At 42.4% G+C, this 21,121-nt stretch carries 33 protein-coding genes and 1 pseudogene; 30 read left to right on the top strand and 4 right to left on the bottom strand.

The window, feature by feature from the left end; translation table 11 throughout:
- Positions 1–3 precede the first annotated feature (3 nt).
- The 20 genes and pseudogenes from HMPREF2750_RS01290 (at position 4) to HMPREF2750_RS01210 (ending at position 13,154) form a co-directional block, all read left to right on the top strand.
- Positions 4–2,709 carry a phage tail tape measure protein gene (locus HMPREF2750_RS01290; RefSeq protein ID WP_070582272.1) on the top strand — a complete coding sequence of 902 codons (2,706 nt, stop codon included), beginning with the start codon at positions 4–6 and terminating at the stop codon, positions 2,707–2,709.
- 115 nt (positions 2,710–2,824) lie between these two features.
- Positions 2,825–3,364, top strand: coding sequence for a phage baseplate assembly protein V (locus tag HMPREF2750_RS01285; protein ID WP_070582271.1), 540 nt, complete (start codon positions 2,825–2,827; stop codon positions 3,362–3,364).
- On the top strand, positions 3,364–3,714 hold the full coding sequence (locus HMPREF2750_RS01280; protein WP_070582270.1) for a GPW/gp25 family protein: 351 nt from the start codon (positions 3,364–3,366) through the stop codon (positions 3,712–3,714). The genes HMPREF2750_RS01285 and HMPREF2750_RS01280 overlap by 1 nt, the downstream gene beginning before the upstream one ends.
- Entirely contained in the window at positions 3,698–4,612 is a 915-nt protein-coding gene (locus HMPREF2750_RS01275; protein ID WP_070582269.1) for a baseplate assembly protein, read from the top strand. Before HMPREF2750_RS01280 ends, HMPREF2750_RS01275 begins: the two co-directional genes overlap by 17 nt.
- Positions 4,605–5,171: a phage tail protein I gene (locus HMPREF2750_RS01270; protein ID WP_070582268.1), complete on the top strand. Its 567-nt coding sequence runs from the start codon at positions 4,605–4,607 to the stop codon at positions 5,169–5,171. Before HMPREF2750_RS01275 ends, HMPREF2750_RS01270 begins: the two co-directional genes overlap by 8 nt.
- Positions 5,172–6,134, top strand: a complete 963-nt coding sequence (locus tag HMPREF2750_RS01265; RefSeq protein WP_070582267.1) for a phage tail protein — start codon at positions 5,172–5,174, stop codon at positions 6,132–6,134. It begins immediately after the preceding gene.
- Positions 6,135–6,144: 10 nt separating this feature from the next.
- Complete coding sequence (locus tag HMPREF2750_RS10115) at positions 6,145–6,891, top strand: tail fiber assembly protein (protein ID WP_261660552.1); 747 nt, start codon at positions 6,145–6,147, stop codon at positions 6,889–6,891.
- On the top strand, positions 6,870–7,148 hold the full coding sequence (locus tag HMPREF2750_RS01255) for a DNA helicase UvrD (protein ID WP_070582266.1): 279 nt from the start codon (positions 6,870–6,872) through the stop codon (positions 7,146–7,148). The genes HMPREF2750_RS10115 and HMPREF2750_RS01255 overlap by 22 nt, the downstream gene beginning before the upstream one ends.
- Positions 7,145–7,480, top strand: a complete 336-nt coding sequence (locus tag HMPREF2750_RS01250; protein ID WP_005700111.1) for a hypothetical protein — start codon at positions 7,145–7,147, stop codon at positions 7,478–7,480. Before HMPREF2750_RS01255 ends, HMPREF2750_RS01250 begins: the two co-directional genes overlap by 4 nt.
- A gap of 1 nt (position 7,481) precedes the next feature.
- A complete protein-coding gene (locus HMPREF2750_RS10010) occupies positions 7,482–7,652 on the top strand; it encodes a hypothetical protein (RefSeq protein WP_161797278.1) in 171 nt (56 codons plus the stop codon).
- Positions 7,652–8,140 (top strand): hypothetical protein, encoded by a 489-nt coding sequence (locus HMPREF2750_RS01245; protein ID WP_070582265.1) that lies wholly within the window; start codon positions 7,652–7,654, stop codon positions 8,138–8,140. Before HMPREF2750_RS10010 ends, HMPREF2750_RS01245 begins: the two co-directional genes overlap by 1 nt.
- Positions 8,140–8,850, top strand: coding sequence for a hypothetical protein (locus HMPREF2750_RS01240; protein ID WP_070582264.1), 711 nt, complete (start codon positions 8,140–8,142; stop codon positions 8,848–8,850). Before HMPREF2750_RS01245 ends, HMPREF2750_RS01240 begins: the two co-directional genes overlap by 1 nt.
- A 133-nt stretch (positions 8,851–8,983) precedes the next feature.
- On the top strand, positions 8,984–10,168 hold the full coding sequence (locus HMPREF2750_RS01235; protein WP_049372672.1) for a phage tail sheath subtilisin-like domain-containing protein: 1,185 nt from the start codon (positions 8,984–8,986) through the stop codon (positions 10,166–10,168).
- Between the two features lie 3 nt (positions 10,169–10,171).
- Positions 10,172–10,678, top strand: a complete 507-nt coding sequence (locus tag HMPREF2750_RS01230) for a phage major tail tube protein (RefSeq protein ID WP_005700105.1) — start codon at positions 10,172–10,174, stop codon at positions 10,676–10,678.
- A gap of 79 nt (positions 10,679–10,757) precedes the next feature.
- Entirely contained in the window at positions 10,758–11,051 is a 294-nt protein-coding gene (locus tag HMPREF2750_RS01225; protein WP_007242702.1) for a phage tail assembly protein, read from the top strand.
- On the top strand, positions 11,051–11,197 hold the full coding sequence (locus tag HMPREF2750_RS01220; RefSeq protein ID WP_005700138.1) for a GpE family phage tail protein: 147 nt from the start codon (positions 11,051–11,053) through the stop codon (positions 11,195–11,197). Before HMPREF2750_RS01225 ends, HMPREF2750_RS01220 begins: the two co-directional genes overlap by 1 nt.
- A complete protein-coding gene (locus tag HMPREF2750_RS10110; RefSeq protein WP_261660549.1) occupies positions 11,178–11,303 on the top strand; it encodes a hypothetical protein in 126 nt (41 codons plus the stop codon). The genes HMPREF2750_RS01220 and HMPREF2750_RS10110 overlap by 20 nt, the downstream gene beginning before the upstream one ends.
- 61 nt (positions 11,304–11,364) lie before the next feature.
- Positions 11,365–11,523: a hypothetical protein gene (locus tag HMPREF2750_RS10005; protein ID WP_186821564.1), complete on the top strand. Its 159-nt coding sequence runs from the start codon at positions 11,365–11,367 to the stop codon at positions 11,521–11,523.
- Between the two features lies 1 nt (position 11,524).
- Positions 11,525–11,962: a phage tail protein gene (locus HMPREF2750_RS01215; RefSeq protein ID WP_005700061.1), complete on the top strand. Its 438-nt coding sequence runs from the start codon at positions 11,525–11,527 to the stop codon at positions 11,960–11,962.
- Positions 11,962–13,154, top strand: a pseudogene (locus HMPREF2750_RS01210) (phage late control D family protein). Before HMPREF2750_RS01215 ends, HMPREF2750_RS01210 begins: the two are co-directional and overlap by 1 nt.
- Positions 13,155–13,297: 143 nt before the next feature.
- On the opposite strand, the gene HMPREF2750_RS01205 reads toward HMPREF2750_RS01210, so the two are convergent.
- Genes HMPREF2750_RS01205 through HMPREF2750_RS01190 form a run of 4 tightly spaced genes read right to left on the bottom strand, consistent with a single transcriptional unit; the run spans position 13,298 to position 15,018 of the window.
- Positions 13,298–13,807 (bottom strand): hypothetical protein, encoded by a 510-nt coding sequence (locus tag HMPREF2750_RS01205; protein WP_070582263.1) that lies wholly within the window; start codon positions 13,805–13,807, stop codon positions 13,298–13,300.
- 56 nt (positions 13,808–13,863) lie between these two features.
- A complete protein-coding gene (yidD, locus tag HMPREF2750_RS01200; RefSeq protein ID WP_070582262.1) occupies positions 13,864–14,067 on the bottom strand; it encodes a membrane protein insertion efficiency factor YidD in 204 nt (67 codons plus the stop codon).
- Positions 14,067–14,306 carry a DUF4177 domain-containing protein gene (locus tag HMPREF2750_RS01195; protein ID WP_070582261.1) on the bottom strand — a complete coding sequence of 80 codons (240 nt, stop codon included), beginning with the start codon at positions 14,304–14,306 and terminating at the stop codon, positions 14,067–14,069. The genes yidD and HMPREF2750_RS01195 overlap by 1 nt, the downstream gene beginning before the upstream one ends.
- Before the next feature lie 37 nt (positions 14,307–14,343).
- Entirely contained in the window at positions 14,344–15,018 is a 675-nt protein-coding gene (locus tag HMPREF2750_RS01190) for an XRE family transcriptional regulator (protein WP_070582260.1), read from the bottom strand.
- A 119-nt stretch (positions 15,019–15,137) separates the two neighbouring features.
- Between HMPREF2750_RS01190 and HMPREF2750_RS01185 the strand changes: the two genes are divergently transcribed.
- From HMPREF2750_RS01185 to HMPREF2750_RS01140, 10 genes are all read left to right on the top strand, one after another.
- The gene (locus tag HMPREF2750_RS01185) at positions 15,138–15,350 is read left to right on the top strand and encodes a helix-turn-helix domain-containing protein (RefSeq protein ID WP_014064343.1); all 213 of its coding nucleotides are present in this window, start codon (positions 15,138–15,140) and stop codon (positions 15,348–15,350) included.
- An 18-nt stretch (positions 15,351–15,368) separates the two neighbouring features.
- Entirely contained in the window at positions 15,369–15,863 is a 495-nt protein-coding gene (locus tag HMPREF2750_RS01180) for a hypothetical protein (protein WP_070582259.1), read from the top strand.
- 68 nt (positions 15,864–15,931) lie between these two features.
- A complete protein-coding gene (locus HMPREF2750_RS01175; RefSeq protein ID WP_070582258.1) occupies positions 15,932–16,180 on the top strand; it encodes an ogr/Delta-like zinc finger family protein in 249 nt (82 codons plus the stop codon).
- Between the two features lie 92 nt (positions 16,181–16,272).
- Positions 16,273–16,533: a hypothetical protein gene (locus HMPREF2750_RS01170; RefSeq protein ID WP_070582257.1), complete on the top strand. Its 261-nt coding sequence runs from the start codon at positions 16,273–16,275 to the stop codon at positions 16,531–16,533.
- A gap of 15 nt (positions 16,534–16,548) precedes the next feature.
- Positions 16,549–16,908, top strand: a complete 360-nt coding sequence (locus HMPREF2750_RS01165) for a hypothetical protein (protein ID WP_070582256.1) — start codon at positions 16,549–16,551, stop codon at positions 16,906–16,908.
- 8 nt (positions 16,909–16,916) lie between these two features.
- Positions 16,917–17,171 (top strand): hypothetical protein, encoded by a 255-nt coding sequence (locus HMPREF2750_RS01160; protein WP_070582255.1) that lies wholly within the window; start codon positions 16,917–16,919, stop codon positions 17,169–17,171.
- A complete protein-coding gene (locus tag HMPREF2750_RS01155; protein WP_070582254.1) occupies positions 17,168–17,419 on the top strand; it encodes an ANR family transcriptional regulator in 252 nt (83 codons plus the stop codon). Before HMPREF2750_RS01160 ends, HMPREF2750_RS01155 begins: the two co-directional genes overlap by 4 nt.
- Before the next feature lie 118 nt (positions 17,420–17,537).
- A complete protein-coding gene (locus tag HMPREF2750_RS01150) occupies positions 17,538–17,837 on the top strand; it encodes a hypothetical protein (RefSeq protein ID WP_070582253.1) in 300 nt (99 codons plus the stop codon).
- Positions 17,838–17,845: 8 nt separating this feature from the next.
- Positions 17,846–18,904 (top strand): DNA cytosine methyltransferase, encoded by a 1,059-nt coding sequence (locus tag HMPREF2750_RS01145; protein ID WP_070582252.1) that lies wholly within the window; start codon positions 17,846–17,848, stop codon positions 18,902–18,904.
- A 13-nt stretch (positions 18,905–18,917) separates the two neighbouring features.
- Entirely contained in the window at positions 18,918–21,116 is a 2,199-nt protein-coding gene (locus HMPREF2750_RS01140) for a replication endonuclease (protein WP_070582251.1), read from the top strand.
- Positions 21,117–21,121 lie beyond the last annotated feature (5 nt).

Genomic DNA, 21,121 nt, shown 5'->3' with positions numbered 1-21,121 from the left:
TTTATGAACAATTTGCAATTATCAGTTTTACTCAATGCCATTGATAAAATGTCTGCACCATTAAAGAGTGCAAGCAAAAGTGTGTCTGAACTTTCAAAGAAATTGAAAGAAAATAAAAACGTTCGCGCGCAATTAAGCAAGGCAGAACGCGAAAACGAAGCGGCTATCAAAAAGTATGCGGCAACGATCAATCCATTAAAAAACAAATTAAGCGCACTCAATAATGAAGTGGCAAAAGCTAAACAAAAAGCCGCCTTATACACCAATCAATTAAACAGTGCGAAAAATCCAACCGAGCAATTCAAAAATAAAGTATTGGCCGCACAACAAGCCGTCAAAAAATTAACCACAGAACAAACATCAACTGCGAATAAATTAAAACAAACTCGCCAAGAACTTAATGCTGCAGGATTATCATCAAAGACACTTGCACAGCGTCAAAGCGAATTAAAAAGCAAAATGAGCGCGGCAAATCAGCAGATTAGCAACCAATCAGCCGCATTGAGCAAGTTAAATGCTAAACAGGCGGCATATAATCGCTATCGTGGGAAAGTCGATAATCTCAAAGACATTAACAGCAAAGCTCAAATTGTCGGTGCGCAAGCACTTGCAGCAGGCGCGACCATCACTGCACCTTTAGTTGGTTCAGTGCGTGATTTTATGAGCTTTGAAGATGCCATGGTTGGCGTAGCAAGACAAGTGCAAGGCTTGAAAGATGACGCAGGGAATTTCACGCCTGAATTTGAACAGTGGAAATTAAATATTCAGGATCTATCAAAAGAATTGCCACTCACAACCGTGCAAATTGCCAACATGATTGAAAGCGCGGCAAGAATGGACGTGCCAAAAGAACAGCTTGCAGAATTTGTGCGATTAAATACACAAATGGCAACAGCATTTGATGCGGCGAATCCGGATGAACTTGTCGAACAATACGGGAAAGTAACAAAAAACTTTAAACTATCAGCACAAGCATCACGCGAACTGGCCGATGCCATTAACTATCTTGATGATAACGCCATTTCTAAAGGAACAGAAATCATCGGATTTATGAACCGAGTTTCGGGTATTTCTGGCATCGCTAATATTAGTGAAAAGAACATGGCGGCGTTAGGTTCAACATTGCAAACTGCAGGGGCGGCAGAAGAACAATCAGCGACAGCCGTCAATGCGATCTTCACGCGCTTGTCACAAGCAAGTAAGAAAAAGCCCGTTAAGAATGGCTTGGCCGCGTTAGGGTTAAGTGCAAATGCTGTTGAATTAGGCATGGTTAAAGATGCACAAGGAACGATTTTTAAAATCGTGGATGCACTCAAAAAACTACCTGAATCAAAACGACTAGGCACCATTGCAGATTTAGTCGGCACGGAGCATACAAAAACACTCGCATTGTTAGTCTCAAATACAGAAGAATGGCGCAGACAAATTGAACTGGCAAACAGCGAAGCGGCAAAAGGATCAATGGGGCGTGAATTTGACACAAGAATGAAAGCCTTGTCTTCTAAATGGGGCATTTTTAAAAATAGATTATTCAATCTCAATTCTGTCATTGGGGGAACTCTCGCACCAACGCTTGAACGCTTAATGGATAAAATCGGCGGAGTAATTGATCGGGTTAAAAATTGGATTATTGAAAATCCAAAACTCACATCAAACATTGTAATGATTGCGGGAGCAATCGGCGGAGCATTGACGATTTTCGGGGCATTAAGCACGGTTTTAAGCTTTGTCTTATACCCTATCGCACGGTTAGGCTTGGCATTGGCAAATTTAGGCGTGATATTGCCAAGAATTGGCGGTGCAATCGTTCGTGGATTATTATCACCGCTTAAATTTGTGGGACTTGCATTATCCCCTATCGGTGCCGCTATCATTGCTGCAGGTATTGCCATTTTTAAATATTGGCAGCCGATTAGCTCATTCTTTAGTGGATTTTTAAGCGGGCTACAATCAGGATTACAACCCGTCATAGACAAATTCAAGCCGCTTGTCGGTTGGATTGAAAGTGCTTTTAACTGGTTCACTAACCTACTTGCGCCAGTACAAAGCACAAAAGAAGATTTAGATGCTGCCGCTAGTGCAGGTAAGAAATTCGGCGAATGGCTTGCTGCAGGTATTGATTTAGTGACAAAACCTTTGCAATGGTTGATGGATGGCATTAAGTGGGTGCTTGATAATATGCCAACGCTTGAAGGCATTGGGAAAACAATCGACGCAGCAAAACAAAAAGTATCAAATGCCACAGCTAATGCCATGAATAACAGTGCTGCAGGAAACTATTTCATGACTGGTGCAGGATTAGATGTGCCAAATGTAAATAGATGGTCAGGCGGTTATGCGGGGAATGGCGGGAAATACGAGCCAAAAGGCATTTTCCACGGTGGTGAATACATCATGACCAAAGAAGCCACAAATCGTCTAGGCATCGCCACGCTGAACGCCTTAAATTACGGCAAGCAAGCTTTAATTGCGGGCGGTTTAGGTATCGGACTTGCCACTGCAGCACCAATTCAGGTGGATAACAGACCGCCAATTTCAGCACGTCCAAGCATCAGCCAAACTATGCAACCAATGGCGGTCAATATCACCATTAATGCACAAGCAGGGCAAAATGAACGACAAATCGCCCAACTTGTCGCCGCAGAGCTTGAACGAATCAACCGACAACAACAAGCAAGAATGCGAAGTCGAATGACAGATCGGGCATAAAAACAAAAGGGCGAAGGCCCTTTTTTGTTACCACCTTTTTCACACTTCCACACACTCGCAAAATTAAACAAACTCACCAAAAATAGGGGCAATTATTACAAGTAGAAATCCGCCCATGTCAGCCGATAACAACCGCAGAATTGAAAGCATTATCCGCTTTGGCTTAATTGCCGAAGTCGATTATGAACAAGCAAAAGCACGGGTAAAGTGCGGTGAAATATTAACGGATTTCATCCCATTCATCACAATGCGATCAGGCACGACAAAAACATGGTCACCGCCAACACAAGGCGAACAATGTGTCATCTTGGCGGCAAGCGGTGAACTGACAACAGCATGCATCATTACAGGGCTTTACACTCAAAACAGCCCAAGCCATTCAGCAGATGAACACGTGATCGAATTTGCCGATGGCGCAAAAATTACCTACAACCAAGCAAATAGCAGCTTGGTTGTAACAGGAATAAACACCGCCAATATCAAAGCAGCTAATCAAATCAATATCGACTGCCCCACTGTCAACATTAAAGGCAATGTGAATATTGATGGGGAAGTGACATCAACAGGCGACATGATAGCGGGCGGAATTAGTCAAATGAAACATAAACACAAAGATGTTTCAAAAGGTAAAGATAAAACTGGAGAGCCTGAATAATGAATCGATTTACAGGCGAGAAAATCACAAGCGAAACGGAACACATCAAGCAGTCAATCGCAGACATTTTATTGACACCAATCGGATCACGTTTACAACGCAGAGAGTATGGCAGTCGTATTCCGGAACTCATTGACAGACCGATGAACCACGCTTTGTTGCTCCAACTGGCCGCAAGTGCGGTGATGGCATTACACAAATGGGAACCACGCGTGACGATTAGCCAATTTAAACCACAACTTACAGAAAACGGCATCACTTGCTCCATTGTGGGCAGAACAAAAAATCAAAACAACGTCATCAATTATGATGATGTATGGCTAGGCGGTAAGAATGAGCGAATTAGTTGATTTAAAAAAACTCCCCGCACCAAAAGTTGTGCAAGAACTCAGTTATGAAACTTTACTTGCTCAACGAAAAGCTAAATTCCTGTCATTACAAGAAAATGACGATATGCGCCAACATTGGCAAGCTCGCTTACAGTTAGAAAGCGAACCAGTGGTTAAATTGCTTGAAGAAAATGCTTATTTAGAACTCTTGCTAAGAACAAATATTAATGAATCAGCCAAGGCAGTAATGCTTGCCTATGCGACAGGCTCAGACTTAGATCAATTAGGCGCATTATTTGGCGTCACTCGATTGATTATTCAAGCAGAAGATTTAAAAAGCACACCACCTAGTCCCGCTAAATATGAAGATGATGAACGATTTAGAACACGCATTCAAATGTCATTAGAAGGATTAACCACAGCAGGCAGTCGCGCAAGCTATGAATTCCATGCACTTTCTACCTCTACAAAAGTGAAAGACGTTGATGTAACAAGCCCAACTGCAGGCACGGTGAAAGTTGCTATATTATCAACAGAAGGTCAAGGCACAGCCGACAGTGATTTAATTAATGCGGTAAAAGAACAGTTAAATGCCGAACATATTCGCCCATTGACTGATACGGTATTAGTCGAAAGTGCGGTGATTTTACCTTATGAAATTCAAGCTGCCATCACACTTTATCCAACTGTACTAGAAAGCGTTGTTATGGCAAATGTTAATCAAGCCATCGCCAATTATGCAAATAAGCAACACTTGCTTGGCATTGATATTACGCTTTCAGGCATTTATGCCGCCTTACATCAAGAAGGCGTACAGAACGTAAAACTGACCAAACCGCTTGCAGATTTAATCGTACAACCTCACCAAGCAGCATATTGCACACAAATTCAAGTCAACGTAGGTGGTAGAGATGAATAGCTATCTACTACCTACGGGGTCAAGCAAGCTAGAAAAACAATTATCGAATACGTTTTCAGCCATTGCGGAAATTCCTGTCCCCATTCGCCTTTTATGGAACGCTGACCATTGCCCCGTGAATTTATTGACGTGGCTTGCTTGGTCACTCTCAATTGATGAATGGGACGATGATTGGAGCGAAGATAATAAACGGCAAGCCATTTTAAATAGCATTCACGTTCATAAACATAAAGGAACAATTTCAGCCATTCGACGCGTGATGAAGTCAGTGGGTTATGGCGAAGTGGATATTATCGAAAACCAATCGCTTAAAACATGGAATGGTGAACTAACTTTTGATGGCTCAGACACCTTTGAGCATGAAGAAATGCACTGGGCAGAATACAAAATTGTGTTACATCAGCCCATTACTATTGAAGAATCAAAACAAGTGCGCCGTATTTTAAATGAAAATACCCCTGCGCGTTGTCATTTGGTTGCGTTTAATTTTACAAGGGCCGGTCATCGTTGGGATGGCGAAATTAATTTCGACGGAAACTTTACTTTTGGAGAAGTGTAAATGGGGAAAATTACCGAACAACAACAATGGGAAGATGATGTCTATCTCATTGAAAAACAAGACAAGGTATTAGGTGGCGAACTTGGCGTAATTAACGTGCAAGCTAAACAACTCGCCAACCGAACCAAATATTTAAAAGGTCAAGTAGATGCCATTAATCAAGACCGCAAAGGCTACGCGTCAAAAGCAAGTCCAGCGCTCACGGGTGTCCCAACCGCCCCGACAGCCGCATTAGGCACGAACAATACACAAATTGCGACAACCGAATTTGTTAAATCCGCAATTGCCGCATTGGTAGGTTCTGCGCCTGCTGCATTGGATACACTGGAAGAATTGGCCAAAGCATTAGCAGGTGATGCAAACTTGAAAGCGACGTTGCTTGCAGCAATCGGGGAAAAAGCCAACGCCACTGATTTTAATGCTTTACATGATTTATTTATTGGCATTCCGATTCCTTATCCGCTCTCTACCGTCCCACAAGGTTGTTTGGCCATGAATGGGCAAAGATTTGACAAATTACGCTATCCTAAGCTTGCGTTGATATACCCATCAGGCACACTCCCTGATATGCGTGGCGAATTTATCCGAGGCTTGGATAATGGGCGGGGTGTAGATGGAAATCGGGCTTTATTAAGCGATCAAAAACCGACCATTATGGCTATTGATAATAATATCGCCAATTTAGCTGCAACAGGTATCGTTATGTTAGATGATTCGACAGTTCAGCAAGCTGCACAACACGCTTCTGCCGATTTATTAAATAGAAATGATTACCCTAATGTTGGTTTTGTCTTGAATGCATTCAATGATACTGACACAAGAGATAAAGCGATCCAAGACAAATATACTGCGGAATCAGGCGTTAGTAGAATTTTATCAACGCCAAGCTCAACAAGGGGATGGGGAGCATTTGGTGTACGCCCACGCAACATCGCCTATCACTACATCTGCTTAGCCGAATAAGGAGTACAACATGACCGTAACATTTAATCAAGACGGCTTTGCCGAAACCAGCGGTGAAATCACCGTGTATTGCACTGACGCACAAGGGATTTACACCAAAGAAACAACCGAGTATGTCAGCGCAGGCGGAAGTCTTGCGGCGGGCAGTTATTTAGATGCACCGCCAAAACCCAAACAAGGCTTTGTCATTGTGCGAGCAGATAACAGTTGGCAATATCAAGCAGATCACCGTGGCACATATTACAGCAAGGAAACAGGCGAAAAAGTAGAACATACCGCACTAGGTGAACTACCTGATAATTTAACCGCACTTGCACCGTTTGCCGAGCCTTGCAAGTGGAATGGCACAGGATGGGTAAAAGATGAAGCGAAAATTGTCGAGCTGTTTATGCAACGCAAAGAAACCTTACTCGCCACGCTTGCCGATAAAGCCGATACGCTTAAATCTAGCTTGCTGGTTGGCTATCCGCAAACAGAGATTGAAAGCTTCTATCGCCAAGAGAAAGAAGCCTTAGCATGGAAAGCTGATAATAAAGCTGACACCCCAATGCTTAAACAAATCGCAAGAGTGCGTGGCGTTCCTTTTGATGTGTTAGTTGAGAAAGTTATAGAGAAAGCATCACAGTTTGCGGTCGCTATTGGTGTCATTATCGGACAACGCCAAGCGTTTGAAGATCGCTTGCTTGCCACGAAAACACTAGAAGAACTAACCGCACTTGGAAAGGAAATTGAAGAATGGAAATTCCAAGCAAATTAAAGAACTACGCTTATCATAATTTAATCGCTATCGACCAGCTATTCAATGCCTTAACAGGCGGAGCAGCAGACGAAACATTATCAAGTCGCACCTATCGTGGGGCTATTTTAGCCGAACAACCGAAAAAACGGTGGCGTGTACTCTATCGTTTCATCAATGGATTGTTTAGAGATAAAAACCATTGCAAAACCGCATACGAAAGCGAAATAAACGGCAAACAGCGCGATTATCGGTTCAATCAAGGGAATGAAAAATGAATGAAATAATTTTTGATTGGATCCGTGGGGATGACGAATTTGAAACACTCATTTTCAATAATGATGACGACACCCCAATGGACTTTACAGGGAGTCAATTTGATTTGCATATCGTGCCGGAACGAAGTCAATCAGAAACCATTAAGCTATCAACATCAAATGGCTTAACCGTTAAAGAAAACGAAATCACACTGCACGTGTCGCACGATCAAACAGAAAATGCAGATTGGTCGGTGGCAAGTTGGGATTTGCAACAAACTGACAAGAACGGATTAATTAGCACCCTTTGCGGTGGCAAAGTGCGGTTAAAACGGGATGTCACAAGGGGGTGAAATGTGTATAAAGACTAAGGCGAAAGCCAAACACAAAGTGACACTCAAGCCTAAACAACAACACAAAATCACCGTCCAAAAAGGATATGCCAATATCGGCGGCGATTTTGACACAAGAACATTACCAAACATCAACGAATTAATTATTCACTACAACATCGGAGCGCTTTAATGGCAAGACAAGAATTTAATCAAACAATCACAGAATTTGCTGAATTTGTGGGGATGAAAGATAAAGAGATTATCAAGCTAATCGGGGAAATGCAAAGCCTAACCACAACTCAGAAAGATACGATTGTTGGCGCAATCAATGAGATGAATCAGCGAATCAACAGCCTATCAAGCAGTGCGGCCGGCATTAATGATAGTGCGACAAATGAAACAGCAACATTATCAGCCAAGAAAATTCTTGAGCTTTTAAATCAAGCGAAAGCCGATGTAAAAAATGAGCTTTTAGGCGGACAAGTTGATGCAAGCATTGACACCATCAAAGAGCTTGGCGATATGTTGAAGAACATTCAAACAGGTGAAGATGGCTTAAATAAATTGGTTCAAAAAATAACTCAAACAAATCAATCTTTGTCACTTCTTGTTGGTAAATTTACAGTGTTGGACGGAATTAACCTTAAAGAAGCCTACAATCGAGGTTATAACAAATAATGGCGTTTGATACAGCAATTACAGAGTTAGCAGAATATATAGGAAGTGAAGTTAGACGAGTTGAGAATAAGATTCCGACTGGCATTTCTGCACAACCTACAAATTCTAATATCATCACTGGAGACGGCAGACCCGATAAACCTGACACAACAAGGTTTCTTAATGGGTCTAACGTTTATGAAAATAAGATTAAAGGTAATGAGCCAAACGGAACTTTTTATAACTCAACAAACGGTGCAGGCGTTGGAGCATACCTATGGCAAAAGCAAAATGGACAGTGGACTGTTATATCGGGTGATACAGGTATTAGACGACTATCTAACATTTCTGTAAATATTAAAGAAGGGGCTATTCATTTAAGACGAGTGAATAACAGAGTTGAGTGTTCTTTCTATGCGGGGCGTTGGGACACTATTTCTTTTTACGGGAGCAGTAATCCTAAATTTACGAGGAAAAATCACGCCAAGCGAATGGATATTTTACCCCCTCCGAGAATACCAGTTGGCTTCCGTACACGCACGCCTATTATGCTTCCGTTTTATAGCGATGACGGCGATGAAATTGCTACTGTATATGTTGCTAGTATAGGCGATAGAGCTTATATTGAGTTAAGATTTAGGGATAAAGTACCAACAACAGACCTTGATTATATGCGTCTTCCAGTCGTCAGTTGGATAACTGACGACCCATTCCCTGAAGTTCTGCCTTAATTTAAATAAAATGCGGTCAATTTTGGCCGCATTTTGTTACCCCGTTTTTCACACTTCCAACCGCTCGCACTGCCACATTCTCTCGATCACAATAAAGACATTATTTAACCAATAGAAACCATAGGGCTAAAATATGTCTGATGAATATCTCCATGGGGTCAAGGTAACGGAAATTGCCGAAGCCTTGCGAACACTCACCACATCATCCACTGCCGTGATCGGTTTAGTGGCAACGGCAGCAGATGCAGACGCAACTGTTTTCCCACTCAATAAACCCACTCTTTTAACAGGTATCACCGCCGAAGTCCAAGCGAAAGCCGGTAAACAAGGCACATTATCCCGTGCGTTAGATGGCATTGCGGACATCGTGAATTGTAAAGTGGTCGTCATTCGTGTGGAAGAAAACGACGATGAAAGCACCATGAAAGCAAACGTCATCGGAACAGTGGACAGCGACGGCAATTACACTGGCTTAAAAGCGTTCTTGGTATCTGCTGCCGTTTGTGGCGTGAAACCGCGTATTTTCTGCGTGCCGAAGTATGACAGCCAAGATGTCACCACCGAGCTTTTAAGCGTGGCGAAAAAACTGAATGGCTTTGTGTATGCATCGTGCGGATCAGCCAAAACCAAAGAAGAAGCGGTGACTTATCGCCGTAATTTCTCACAGCGTGAATTAATGCTGATTTTCGGTGACTTCTTATCGTTCAACCCGAACACTAAAGCAACCGAAGTGGATTATGCAGTTGTCCGTGCGGCGGCAATGCGTGCGTATCAAGATAAAGAATATGGCTGGCACACTTGCATTTCTAACAAAGGTTTAACTGGCGTCACTGGCGTGACTAAACCACTTTCATTTGACATTAACGACAGTGCGACCGATGTCAACTACTTGAACGAACAAGGCATCACTTGTTGTGTGAATCACAATGGCTTCAAGTTGTGGGGATTGCGCACCTGTTCAGCCGACAAATTGTTCATCTACGAAAACTACACCCGCACCGCACAAGTGTTGAAAGACACTATCGCCCAATCTTTTGATTGGGCAGTGGATAAAAACATCAGCGTGATGTTGGTGAAAGAAATCGTGGAAGCGATCAATGCGAAATGGCGTGAATATGTGGCGAAAGGTTACTTAGTCGGCGGTAAAGCATTTATCAATTCATCACTGAACACCGCCGCCACCTTAAAAGATGCAAAACTGCTTGTGTCTTATGATTACTGTCCTGTTCCGCCATTAGAACAATTAGGCTTTAACCAATACATCAGCGATGAATACCTTGTGGAATTCGCCGCAGAGATTGCCAAAGTAGGAGCATAACAAATGGCTTTACCACGTAAATTAAAACTCATGAACTTCTTGGCGGACGGTAATTCTTACCGTGGCCAAGTCACAGAAATCACCCAACCTAAATTGGCAATGAAACTGGAAGAATACCGTGCAGGCGGCATGATTGGTCCAGTGAAAGTGAATTTAGGCGTGGAAGGCTTGGAAGCGCAATTCAAAATGGGCGGTTATATGACCGAACTCATCAAAGAATTTGGCGGCAAAATTGACGGTTCTGCATTACGTTTTGCGGGTGCATATCAACAAGACGACACCGAAGAAGTCACCGCCATTGAATTGATTATGCGTGGTCGTTTCAGCGAAATTGACAACGGCACAAGCAAATCAGGCGATGACACCGAACAAAGCTACACCGTGCCATTAACCTATTACAAAATCATCGAAAACGGCAAAGATTTGGTCGAGATTGATTTGCTCAACTCAATCTTTATTGTCGGCGGCACTGACCGTTTGGCAGAACACCGTTCAGCGATTGGCATCTAATCACCACCTAGCCCCGCAAGGGGCTTTTATTAAATCACTCCCCCACGCTTAAAGCGTGGCATTTTTAAAGGTAGAAATCATGAAAAACGAAAACAGCAAAGTGATCACATTAACTAATCCACTTGTGCGTGGAGAAAACAAAATCACTGAAATCACCGTCAACAAACCCACCGTGCCGGCATTAAAAGGCTTAAAAATGTTTGACGTGTTGCAAATGGACGTGGACGCATTGCAAGTGTTGCTCACTCGCGTGACAAATCCGGTATTGCACAAATCTGACTTCTCAACAATGGAAGTGGCAGACTTCACCGAGCTTGCGGCGGTGGCTGTCGGTTTTTTAGGGAAGAATTCGGAAGCGGAAGCGACCGAATAATGATAGCCGCCACGGTAGAAGATGCCATGGCGGACATTGCATTAATTTTCCATTGGCAACCACAAGCCTTTGAGCAAATGACATTTGCCGAATTGATGACATGGCGAGAAAAAGCAAGGGAACGAAATGAAACAGAAAATGATTGATTATGTATTAAATATGCCACGGCATATTGTATGGCGTGGAATCTTTATTCTTTCCATCTCATTTTGGTTGCTTGTGATTTTCGGCATTGCCTTTCTCATTCGCTAACTCACCAAGTGCGGTCAGAAATCACGGGATTTTTTGACCGTACTTTTCTTTAGGAATAATTATGGCCACGATTTTAATCTTCTTTTTCTATTTTTTATCAATTATCACCGCAACAGTTTGCGCCGCGTTTTTGATGTATCACAACATTAATGGTTGGGGTTGGATTATTGCCATTGCCATTGCATTAACATTTATCCAACTACACGTAAAGGAACGCTAGCATGTTTCAAAACTTTGCTTTAGCCGCACTTGGGATGTTCGTTTTTACACGGCAAACCGTGCCTTTCCAAAGCTTAGACCGCACATCAACGTGGCGACATCCAACCAATGCGATTGTGGGTGCGATGCCGAAATCACAATTCACCGGTAAGGAAAGCGAAACCGTGACAATCGGCGGGCGACTTATCCCTGAAATCACGGGCGGCAGATTTTCCATTAAAGCGTTGGAATTAATGGCGGACAGTGGCGGTGCATTTCCGCTGATTGATGGTGCAACTTTTGAGATTATCGGCTTTTTTGTGATTGAAAACATCCAAGAAACCCGCACAGAATTCTTTGGTGATGGCGCACCCCGTGCCATTGACTTCACGATGAACCTTAAACGCACTGACGATCCGATGTTGATTGCCATTGCAGACAGTTTAATGAGTAATCTGTAATGTTAGGCTTAGATTTTAACGACAATCACCGCACCCCCGCTTTTAAAGTGGTGATCATCACGAAAGACAACAAACAGCAAGACATCACGCAAGTGGTATCAAGCCGTCTGATCAACTTGTCTTTAACCGATAATCGCGGACTGGAAGCGGACACGCTCGACTTAGAATTATCCGACCATGACGGCAAATTGGCTTTGCCGCCACGCAATGCCACAATCAGCCTTGCAATTGGTTGGAAAGGCGCACCGCTGATTGACAAAGGGAAATATTCGGTCGATGAAGTGCAGTTTTCTGGCGGCGCATCATCTGCTGATAAGCTCACCATTCGGGCAAGAGCCGCAGATTTAAAAGGCACGTTCACTGAACAGAAAGAGCGGTCATTTCATCAAAAGAAATTGGGCGAAATCGTCAACGAAATTGCACAGGGGAACAAGCTCAAAAGCCAAGTGGCAAAGAGCTTGCAAGCCGCTTAATCGACCACATCGACCAAACCAACGAAAGCGACATCAATTTGCTGACACGCCTTGCGGAAGAACACGGGGCAATGTGTACGGTGAAAAATGGCACGTTGCTCTTTATGCCATTAGGCAAAGGAAAAACCGCCACAGGGAAAGATATTCCACTGCGTAAAATCATCCGCAAGAATGGCGACAACTACAATTTTTCCATTGCTGAAAGTGAAAACTACAAAGCCGTGCGGGCGTATTGGCACGATACGGACAGCGGCAAGCGTGGCGAAGTGACAGTTGATGAAAACACCAAGATTGTGAAAAAACAGCGAATGACGAAAGGCAGAACGCTGAAAAACGGCACTGTAAAAGGCAGACGATTAAGTAAACGCAAATACAACGAAATTGAGCAACAAGAACCCATTACAAGTGACAGTTCTCAAATAAAATCACTGCGACACACCTATGCAAGCGAAAAAACCGCCATTACCGCCGCAAAATCCGCCTTTGATAAGCTAAAACGTGGCGTGGCAACTTTTAGCCTTAATCTCGCCTTTGGTGAACCTGATTTAATGCCAGAAACGCCGATTGAACTTTCAGGCTTTAAAGCCGAAATTGATGCAACAAATTGGCTGATCACAAGAGTAACGCACAATCTTTCAGATGGCGGATTTACCAGTCAAATTGAATGCGAATTGAAAGTAGAAGATGAAGAAATCAAAATTAAGAAAGAGGTAAAATAAAATGGGAATCGTAAAAAGCGTAGTTTTTCACACAAATGGCACATTTTTTAATATAGACAGCCAAGCCGATGGCCTTTGCTTAGACTTAGGCAAAAACATTGGCGTGGCTGTACTAGAAAAAAGCGGCACTGAGCGTGGCTATACTACATATAAAATGATGCAAATAATGCAGGCAAATAGCCAACTCCCTTATTCACTAATTCAGTCAGGATTTGTTTTATGGAATCGGCAGGAAGCGATTTTAGTTGATCAATCATTTTCTGCTTATCGCTCGGGTTTAGGCTTGAACCATCAATCACAGAGATGAGCAATTCCACTGAACTAGGGTGCAGTTTTACGGTGGATACATTCAAAATAGCGGATAATCCACCGTCATCTTCTATAAAATCAATGCCTGTGTGCGTGATGCGGTAGCTAGAGCCTTTTTGCTCTAGTAATCCATGCTCACTTAAATAAATCAAATTCTCTCGCAAGTGTTTGAGTGTTGGCATGTCCACTTTTATTTTTAAGAATAGCTCAAACTGATCACTTAGATCAGGGCATTCAATGCCGTCAATACAAGTGGCATAAATTAAGCGTTCTTCAATAAAAATGTCATAATGCGATTTTAAAAAATGCAGAACTTCATTTTGCAAAGTGCGGTCGATTTTCATTTTCTTAGGTTGTCCAAATTTTATAGTGATACTGAAAAACGAACAGTGGATACACGTTAAGGGTAATCTTCACCACCATTCGGGTATTTGCACCGCTTTAGCCGATTGATTGCCATCTGCCAGCCACGAAAGAAACCATATTTCCGCAAGGCTAAAATTGCATAGTTTGAACAGCTCGGTTCAAACCGACAGGCATCACGAATTTTTTGCGGTGCAAGATATTGATAAAGTAAAATAAGTTGAATACTAAGCCAAGCCATTAGTCATTTTTTTCACGTCTAAAAGTGATAACTTTATGAATCTTGGATGTTGTTTTACCACCTGAAAAGCACCCTGCAGCTTCTTCAGTAGAAAAATCATCTATCCTGAAAAACTCCCAACCTAATCTAGCCTGTTCATTCACCAGTTCTTGTAAATAGTCTGCTGCTGCAGTTTGAATATTCTTTCTTTGCGCAATAATATGTGGCGCAGCTTGAATCATTTTATATTCATATTGCATAACCAAACTCCCCTTAGGTTTGTTTTATTAAAATAAATCACCACTTCCGCCACTTCATCGGCATGCTGAATATTACCCTGCCGTGGATAAAAACATCGTCATCTTGCGTGAACGTCCATTCTTTGTAGGTTGGGTTGTCGGAAATGACGAGCATTTCTTTTCCCACTTTTTGCAAACGCTTGACGAATGTTTGGCCGTCAAAGGTGAAAACATAAAGACCATCGGCGGCAAAGTAATTTTCGGAAATATCCACGTAAAGCAAATCACCGCTTTCAAGGGTTGGCGCCATGCTATCCCCTTTCACTGTGATCAACTTCAAATGTTTTGCATCAGCACGTCCAAATTGTTGACGGAAGAACGTTAAATCAAATTCTTGTGAAAGCAAGCCTTGTTCGGTTGGGCTTAAATATGCCCCGTTTCCGGCACTCGCTTCCACGTCCAAAATATCAATCCGCACTGTGTTTGGGTTTTGCGGTTCGCTCACTTCTACAATGCGATAAGACGGGTCAGGGTCGCCCTCACCTGTTTTTAGCCAATGCGGGTCCACATTAAGTGCGGTCGCAATTTCTAAAATATTTTTAGGGTTTCTTGTTTCACCGTTTGCAATCTTCGCGATTGATGGTTGAGAAACTCCAATCATCTTTGCAAAAGCATTCATTGAAAGATGTTTTTCGTAAAGTAAAGTTTTAAAGCGTGTAGATAAATCAGGCATTTTTTCTCCTTTGGTGTGATAGTTTAAAACCTAAGTTATAAAATATCATCAAAAAAGTTATTGCAATATTAAAACTTTCAGATTAATATATTTCAAACTTTAGTTTTATAGGTGATTTTATGAAAGGAATTAAACAAGCAGTCGCACTTTGCAACGGGCAATCTTCCCTTGCGAGAGCTTGCGGAGTGAGCCAAACAGCGGTGCTTAAGTGGCTTTGCGGTGGAAAAATGGATGTGAAATATATTCCCGCCATTATCAAAGCAACAGAAGGCAAAGTAAGAGCCGAAGATTTACGCCCTGATGTGGATTGGGCAGTGATTAGAAACAGTTAAATAGAAAAGGTGGTGTGTATGGGTTTAAATTTTCGATGCCTAAACTGCGGAAGTCTTGATCTGCATCTTGCCGACAAAGATCTTAAATACTTCCGCTGCCAATGTTGTGGTTCAATCATAGAAACTTCTGAAAAGTTTCGCGCCATTCATAAGGTATTTGAGATGTCAAAACAAGCTGAATTTCAGAATCCGCAAACTGCGGAAGTTGGCGGTAAGCCTTCAACAACGCCAATGCCGCTGATGGTTGGTTTTGTTCCAGCAGATAAGCTAGGGCTTGCTTTAACTTCTGTTCAAAAAAACGCTGGGCTTCGTTCACTCTTGGAAATAGCAGATGAAATTGATCAGTTGCTACTTTTAACCGATGAGCAGGATTCGGACTCACTTGCATTGCGGAAACTAAAGCGAGCATTGACAAGAAAGCAGTTGGTTCAAGTTCGGGAGGAAATCGCCACGCTGCAAAAAGCTGTGCAAGCGGAGATGGGGGAAGATTACTGGCGTTGGAGCTGGAAATAATTTGGTCTTGCATGGTGATTCCTTCATTTATCAAGTAAATGGTTTGAGTATAACAAAAGGTGGAAAAAGTGAAAGTTAATGTTAAATGCCCGAAATGCGGTTCAGAAAATATCTATGTGCGAACCTCAGAAAGATTATCAAAGTTAACCACGCAAACATTTGGCTATTGCAGTGGCTGTCGTGAGTGTCGTTTTAAAGTGATCAGTGAGATTGTAGAAGTCGAAACAGCAAGCTTTGAAACCAATCAGCAAGCCATGTTAGGCAATAAGCCATTAGACGAGACGGACACTCGACAAGTCGAAATTCCAACCGATTAATTCTTAATTTTTAAACATTAATTTAAAGCCTGTCGTTTGAAGAAATTCATGCGATAGGATTTTTGCAACCAAAATTCAGGGAGACCAAGCAAATGGCAAAAAATGATTACACCTACGACAACGGCAAAACACGCAAAGGACGTGTGAATGTCTGGGAGTTAGAAAAACGTGTGAAAAAGTTGGAAACGCAAATTCAAATCATCAGCCGTCACATTAATCATCAAGCAGAATTAAACAAACAACAAGTGCTATTGAATGAAACACTTTCCGACCGTGCGGCACTGCTTGAAAAAGCCAGTTGGAACAAGCAAGGAATGTTTGGTCGTTGGTTAAGTTGGGTTCAAGGCAAATAAGCAAGGGGGCGTGTGATGTACGTTTCAGGCAAAGAAAGTGCGGCAGCAAAATTCTGCAAAGAAAATCAAATTGCGGTTGAACAGGTGCAAAGTTGGGGCGATTGCCGCCACGTTATCGGCAAAAGTCGCTATCGCGTGGAATACGCTTTCAGCAACCTTTCACAAGGCGAAAGAGAAATCCTGTTGGCAATGGCAGAACTCGACATCAATGATTTAGTTAGCACCACATTTTCAGGCGAGAAACTACACCACTACACCGAAAACGGACAACGCAAAATCGCCAAGGCGTTTCGCAAAGTGCGGTTGATTTCGGGAATGTTTCCGAAAGGCATTACCGAACGCGAATTCACATTGATTGATAAAGCATTGAATTAGGGGGAAGTATGGCAACCGTTATTTTAAGCCGTGGCGCATTGAGCATTGTGGAAAAGGAATATTATCAAAAACTCGATAAGGCACAGGAAAAATTATTCGCTTACATCTATCACTTAGACAAAGGCGATGAAGAGCAAGCAAGACAAGCATTTAATGAATTTATTGAAAACGGCGACTTGGCGACAAAAGCACGCCAAATCTTTTTACAAAAATACAGAGATTGGGAGCAATGGCAAGCCAATCCACGGAGAAAAACAGCATGAGAACAAAATTCATCGCCTTTAGAACGGCAAGCGAAACGGCAGCAGAAGCAGAACGTGCAGAGCAATTTTTAAAAGCCGCACAATTTTGGCGCAAAGCCTATCAGTTAGCACCAAGTACACAGGATGAAGATTGGTGCTTTGCACGTGCAGATCGTTGTTTTAAAGCCGCCATTGATACAGGCGCAATCAAGGTAAGAAAAAGCAGACAGTTAGATTTCAAGGATTTTTTGGAGAAAGGCAATGAGTGATTTCTTCATTGGATTAGCGGTGGTGATGTTGGGCTGTTTTATGGCCGCCGCCTTATTAGATGCCGCCTTGTGTTGGTTGGCAAGTTGGATAAGCAAGCACTTTTAAGGAGAAAACAAAATGAATACTGACATTTACATCAATTTAGATTGCGGCGCGGAATTGCAAATCACCAAGATTGGCGACCGCTTTCAAGTATTAGAGATTGTCGCTGATAGTGACGGTTGGCGAAAACAAAAAGCCAGAGTGATTGGGCGATTACATAACACCATCATTGGTGCAGTGAATGAAGTCCGCAACTTTGCCTTAGCACAATATGAAGTGCTTTCACTCACTGAAATGGAAAGTGCGATCAACTCAACCAATCAAGCCATTAAAGATTACTTTGACCAACACAACGAATATTTAGCAACACGATAGGGATATTTATGAATAAATTTTCTTTTGGTTCAATTTGTTCAGGGATTGAAGCAGCATCGATAGCTTTATCTGGAGTGGGGAAACCAGTGTGGTTTAGTGAAATCGAGCCATTCCCATGTGCAGTTTTAAACCATCACTTCCCGAATATCCAAAATGTTGGCGATATGAAAGGACTAGAAGGGAAAATCATTAACGGAGATATTCAAGCTCCTGATGTGATAGTGGCTGGAACACCATGCCAAGCATTCAGCATCGCAGGAGAGAGAAAATCTCTAAATGATGATCGCGGTAATCTTACGTTAATTTTAATCAAAATTTTAGAGGCAATAGATCATGTTAGAGAAAAACAAGGGAAGAAGCCATGCGTCTTATTATGGGAAAACGTGCCGGGAGTATTATCAACAAAGGACAACGCCTTTGGATATTTTTTGGCTGGATTGTGTAAAGAAAATAAGCCACTTCAGCCACCAAGGGGAAAATGGTCAAACGCTGGTTATGTGCATTCAGCAAGAACCATTACATGGCGAACACTCGACGCTCAACATTTCGGACTCGCCCAAAGACGAAAGAGAGTGTTCCTTGTGGCAAGTTCTAGAAAACGAAGTGTCGCACAAATACTTATTGAGCAAAACAACACTGGAAAGCATTTTGAGAAGATCGAAAGAAAAAAAGAAACTAATACCAGAGAGATTAAGGGAAGCAATGGAGGCAATAATTACAAAAGACAAATAGATAGAGGGATGCTATTCGATATTGCTCATAGATCAGATGTTATAAGAATGCAAAAAGATAAAACTCCAACCCTGACAGCAAGAATGGGAACTGGAGGGAATAACGTTCCATGTGTGTTTTTATTTGATACAAGCACAATAAGAAAGCTAACCCCAAAAGAGTGCGAAAGATTACAAGGATTTCCAGACGATTACACAAAAATACCATACAGAAATAAAAAAGCCATTAACTGCCCTGACAGCCCTAGATATAAAAGCATTGGGAACAGCATGGCGGTGCCAATTATAAGATGGTTAGGGATAAGAATTAAAAACTATTTGGGTGAAGATATTTAAAAGGTAAATAAAAATGATGAACTGGGAGCAACAACGAGACAATAACATCGCTAAACGTGATTCAGCGATGGAAGAAGCTCGTTTGGCAAGAATGGAAAGTGCGGTAAAAACTCACCGCACTTTAGACTTGCCACAAGCAACAGCCGCACAAATTGAGCTGTTTGCGGTTGCCCCGAATCATTTTGATTATGTTGAAAAACTGCTTTCAGATTTACCGCGCAAACGCCAACGCGAACACTTCCGCAATGTGTGGTTGCGTGCTTATCGCAGTGTGAAAGATGATGGGTCAATTAGTTTTAGCTTAGGCAATAAACAAGCCCGCATTGCAAACACAACCTTACGCGATGTTTTGACCAATCGTTTGGAAGCCGTTTTTGAGCAATATCGCATTTCTGTTTCGTGGTTGCTTGAACGCAAACACTATTCAGCCAACTTGGCCATGCAAAAGCCTGTGGATAGTAAAGGCTTGCATTTTTATCTATTAGGCGAACGCCAATTAAAAGAAATCGCCTATAAACTCGCCTTGCACTTCAACGGATTGCAAAGCGATTTCGTGGAAGATTGCGCCAATCAAAAAGCTGTTGGGCTATTAAGTGCGGTCGATTTTTCACGTTTAAGCAGTGAACTGCACCGCCTTTGTGCTGATGTTTGCAAAAACATTGGCTTTCCACTTAAAAGCCAACACCGCCTAGAAGAAGGTAAACGCCTTTCTGTGCAACAACAAGAAGGCGAATTGTTGCGTGTAGTATGCGAAAAATACTGGTTCCGCACATTACGCAACACGCAAAAACGCCTTATTGAGCATTTGGCGATTGGTTGTGGTGAAGTATCGGCAAAAGTCAGCCCTTACATTTCAACAGGTGCATTGAGCGATTACCGCAATCAACAAAAAGCCAATCTTGAATATTTAAAACAGATGATTATTGAAAACATTGACGATCCATCCGAGCAGGTGGAATTGATGGCAATGTGGCAAAAATCTTCCGGTAATCCCGCCATCCGTTTTAACGAGATGATGAACCGCTTGCGTGGCGTGGACGAATGGGCAACTGAAAAAGGCTATGTGTCATTGTTCTTAACCATGACCGCCCCTTCATCGTTCCATGCGACACACAACAACGGCACAAATAACAAGAAATGGAAAGGTGCAGACCCACGCACAACGCACGCTTATTTAAGCAAGAATTGGGCGCAGTTGCGGGCATTGTTTGCTAAACGTGGCATCGGCTTTTTTGGCATGCGTGGCGTTGAGCCGCACCATGACGCCACACCACACTGGCATTTGCTTGTGTATGTGAAAGCAGAAGATAAAGAAGAAGTGATCCGCTTATTCAAATCAAAAGCCTTAGAGTTAGACGGCGATGAATTCGGGGCGAAAAAACACCGCTGCAGAGTAGATGAAATTGACCCTGCAAAAGGTTCTGCCGTTTCTTATATTGCGAAATACATTGCTAAAAACATTTATGCGGGCAATCAGAAAGACGAAACATCGGACGAAGTGGAAGGATTGAAACTAGACGAAAACGTGCAACGTGTGCGTGCGTGGGCGAACCTTTGGGGCATCCGACAATTCCAGTTTTACGGTAATCCGCCAATTTCTGTGTGGCGTGAATTACGCAAATTAGAGAAATGGCAGTTAGATGATGTCGATGATAAGACCATTGCAGACGCGCAAGCAGTTTGTGATGTGTCTTGTTTTGCAAGCTATTTAGAGTTGCAAGGGGGCGCAATGGCTAAACGTGAAGATCAGCCTTTGTGCGTGGAATATGAAGAAAGCGAGCCGAACCAATACGGCGAAACAAGAAAAAAAATTGTGGGGGTGAAAAATCGTTTCAGTTTTGCAAGCGTAAGAACAAAACTTAAAAATTGGGTTATCAAAAAAGGCACAGTGGCAGATGTTGCAACTGATGCCAATGCGGAGACCACCGAAACAAACAAGGAGCGTAGCGACGCTTGGACTTGTGTCAGTAACTGTAACCGTTCAGAAATTGAACAAAAGGTAAAAAATGCACTTTTACCTGTCGGTTTTATGATTAATCGTTCACAAATTGATCTATTAATCAAACATAAACGGTTACGGATTAATGACTTTCAGTGGATTTGTTATGAAAACGACAACGTTTTCATCAAAGAAGAAAAAATCCCGCTCTTTTCTGTGAAAAAATTTAGTCAGAAAGTGACTGGATTTTGGGAAAGATTGGGGAAAATGTAGGTGAA

The sequence above is a fragment of the Haemophilus sp. HMSC066D02 genome (assembly GCF_001810545.1).
GTDB lineage: Bacteria > Pseudomonadota > Gammaproteobacteria > Enterobacterales > Pasteurellaceae > Haemophilus_D.
Note: the sequence above shows the minus strand (reverse complement) of the source record. Positions and strands in the feature narration are given on the sequence as shown.

Excerpts from the sequence above, each read along its gene's own strand:
- HMPREF2750_RS01290 (WP_070582272.1), top strand. The coding sequence starts at position 4 with ATGAACAATTTGCAATTATCAGTTTTACTCAATGCCATTGATAAAATG.
- HMPREF2750_RS01285 (WP_070582271.1), top strand. The coding sequence starts at position 2,825 with ATGTCAGCCGATAACAACCGCAGAATTGAAAGCATTATCCGCTTTGGC.
- HMPREF2750_RS01280 (WP_070582270.1), top strand. The coding sequence starts at position 3,364 with ATGAATCGATTTACAGGCGAGAAAATCACAAGCGAAACGGAACACATC.
- HMPREF2750_RS01275 (WP_070582269.1), top strand. The coding sequence starts at position 3,698 with ATGAGCGAATTAGTTGATTTAAAAAAACTCCCCGCACCAAAAGTTGTG.
- HMPREF2750_RS01270 (WP_070582268.1), top strand. The coding sequence starts at position 4,605 with ATGAATAGCTATCTACTACCTACGGGGTCAAGCAAGCTAGAAAAACAA.
- HMPREF2750_RS01265 (WP_070582267.1), top strand. The coding sequence starts at position 5,172 with ATGGGGAAAATTACCGAACAACAACAATGGGAAGATGATGTCTATCTC.
- HMPREF2750_RS10115 (WP_261660552.1), top strand. The coding sequence starts at position 6,145 with ATGACCGTAACATTTAATCAAGACGGCTTTGCCGAAACCAGCGGTGAA.
- HMPREF2750_RS01255 (WP_070582266.1), top strand. The coding sequence starts at position 6,870 with ATGGAAATTCCAAGCAAATTAAAGAACTACGCTTATCATAATTTAATC.
- HMPREF2750_RS01250 (WP_005700111.1), top strand. The coding sequence starts at position 7,145 with ATGAATGAAATAATTTTTGATTGGATCCGTGGGGATGACGAATTTGAA.
- HMPREF2750_RS10010 (WP_161797278.1), top strand. The coding sequence starts at position 7,482 with ATGTGTATAAAGACTAAGGCGAAAGCCAAACACAAAGTGACACTCAAG.
- HMPREF2750_RS01245 (WP_070582265.1), top strand. The coding sequence starts at position 7,652 with ATGGCAAGACAAGAATTTAATCAAACAATCACAGAATTTGCTGAATTT.
- HMPREF2750_RS01240 (WP_070582264.1), top strand. The coding sequence starts at position 8,140 with ATGGCGTTTGATACAGCAATTACAGAGTTAGCAGAATATATAGGAAGT.
- HMPREF2750_RS01235 (WP_049372672.1), top strand. The coding sequence starts at position 8,984 with ATGTCTGATGAATATCTCCATGGGGTCAAGGTAACGGAAATTGCCGAA.
- HMPREF2750_RS01230 (WP_005700105.1), top strand. The coding sequence starts at position 10,172 with ATGGCTTTACCACGTAAATTAAAACTCATGAACTTCTTGGCGGACGGT.
- HMPREF2750_RS01225 (WP_007242702.1), top strand. The coding sequence starts at position 10,758 with ATGAAAAACGAAAACAGCAAAGTGATCACATTAACTAATCCACTTGTG.
- HMPREF2750_RS01220 (WP_005700138.1), top strand. The coding sequence starts at position 11,051 with ATGATAGCCGCCACGGTAGAAGATGCCATGGCGGACATTGCATTAATT.
- HMPREF2750_RS10110 (WP_261660549.1), top strand. The coding sequence starts at position 11,178 with ATGAAACAGAAAATGATTGATTATGTATTAAATATGCCACGGCATATT.
- HMPREF2750_RS10005 (WP_186821564.1), top strand. The coding sequence starts at position 11,365 with ATGGCCACGATTTTAATCTTCTTTTTCTATTTTTTATCAATTATCACC.
- HMPREF2750_RS01215 (WP_005700061.1), top strand. The coding sequence starts at position 11,525 with ATGTTTCAAAACTTTGCTTTAGCCGCACTTGGGATGTTCGTTTTTACA.
- HMPREF2750_RS01205 (WP_070582263.1), bottom strand. The coding sequence starts at position 13,807 with ATGAAAATCGACCGCACTTTGCAAAATGAAGTTCTGCATTTTTTAAAA.
- yidD (WP_070582262.1), bottom strand. The coding sequence starts at position 14,067 with ATGGCTTGGCTTAGTATTCAACTTATTTTACTTTATCAATATCTTGCA.
- HMPREF2750_RS01195 (WP_070582261.1), bottom strand. The coding sequence starts at position 14,306 with ATGCAATATGAATATAAAATGATTCAAGCTGCGCCACATATTATTGCG.
- HMPREF2750_RS01190 (WP_070582260.1), bottom strand. The coding sequence starts at position 15,018 with ATGCCTGATTTATCTACACGCTTTAAAACTTTACTTTACGAAAAACAT.
- HMPREF2750_RS01185 (WP_014064343.1), top strand. The coding sequence starts at position 15,138 with ATGAAAGGAATTAAACAAGCAGTCGCACTTTGCAACGGGCAATCTTCC.
- HMPREF2750_RS01180 (WP_070582259.1), top strand. The coding sequence starts at position 15,369 with ATGGGTTTAAATTTTCGATGCCTAAACTGCGGAAGTCTTGATCTGCAT.
- HMPREF2750_RS01170 (WP_070582257.1), top strand. The coding sequence starts at position 16,273 with ATGGCAAAAAATGATTACACCTACGACAACGGCAAAACACGCAAAGGA.
- HMPREF2750_RS01165 (WP_070582256.1), top strand. The coding sequence starts at position 16,549 with ATGTACGTTTCAGGCAAAGAAAGTGCGGCAGCAAAATTCTGCAAAGAA.
- HMPREF2750_RS01160 (WP_070582255.1), top strand. The coding sequence starts at position 16,917 with ATGGCAACCGTTATTTTAAGCCGTGGCGCATTGAGCATTGTGGAAAAG.
- HMPREF2750_RS01155 (WP_070582254.1), top strand. The coding sequence starts at position 17,168 with ATGAGAACAAAATTCATCGCCTTTAGAACGGCAAGCGAAACGGCAGCA.
- HMPREF2750_RS01150 (WP_070582253.1), top strand. The coding sequence starts at position 17,538 with ATGAATACTGACATTTACATCAATTTAGATTGCGGCGCGGAATTGCAA.
- HMPREF2750_RS01145 (WP_070582252.1), top strand. The coding sequence starts at position 17,846 with ATGAATAAATTTTCTTTTGGTTCAATTTGTTCAGGGATTGAAGCAGCA.
- HMPREF2750_RS01140 (WP_070582251.1), top strand. The coding sequence starts at position 18,918 with ATGATGAACTGGGAGCAACAACGAGACAATAACATCGCTAAACGTGAT.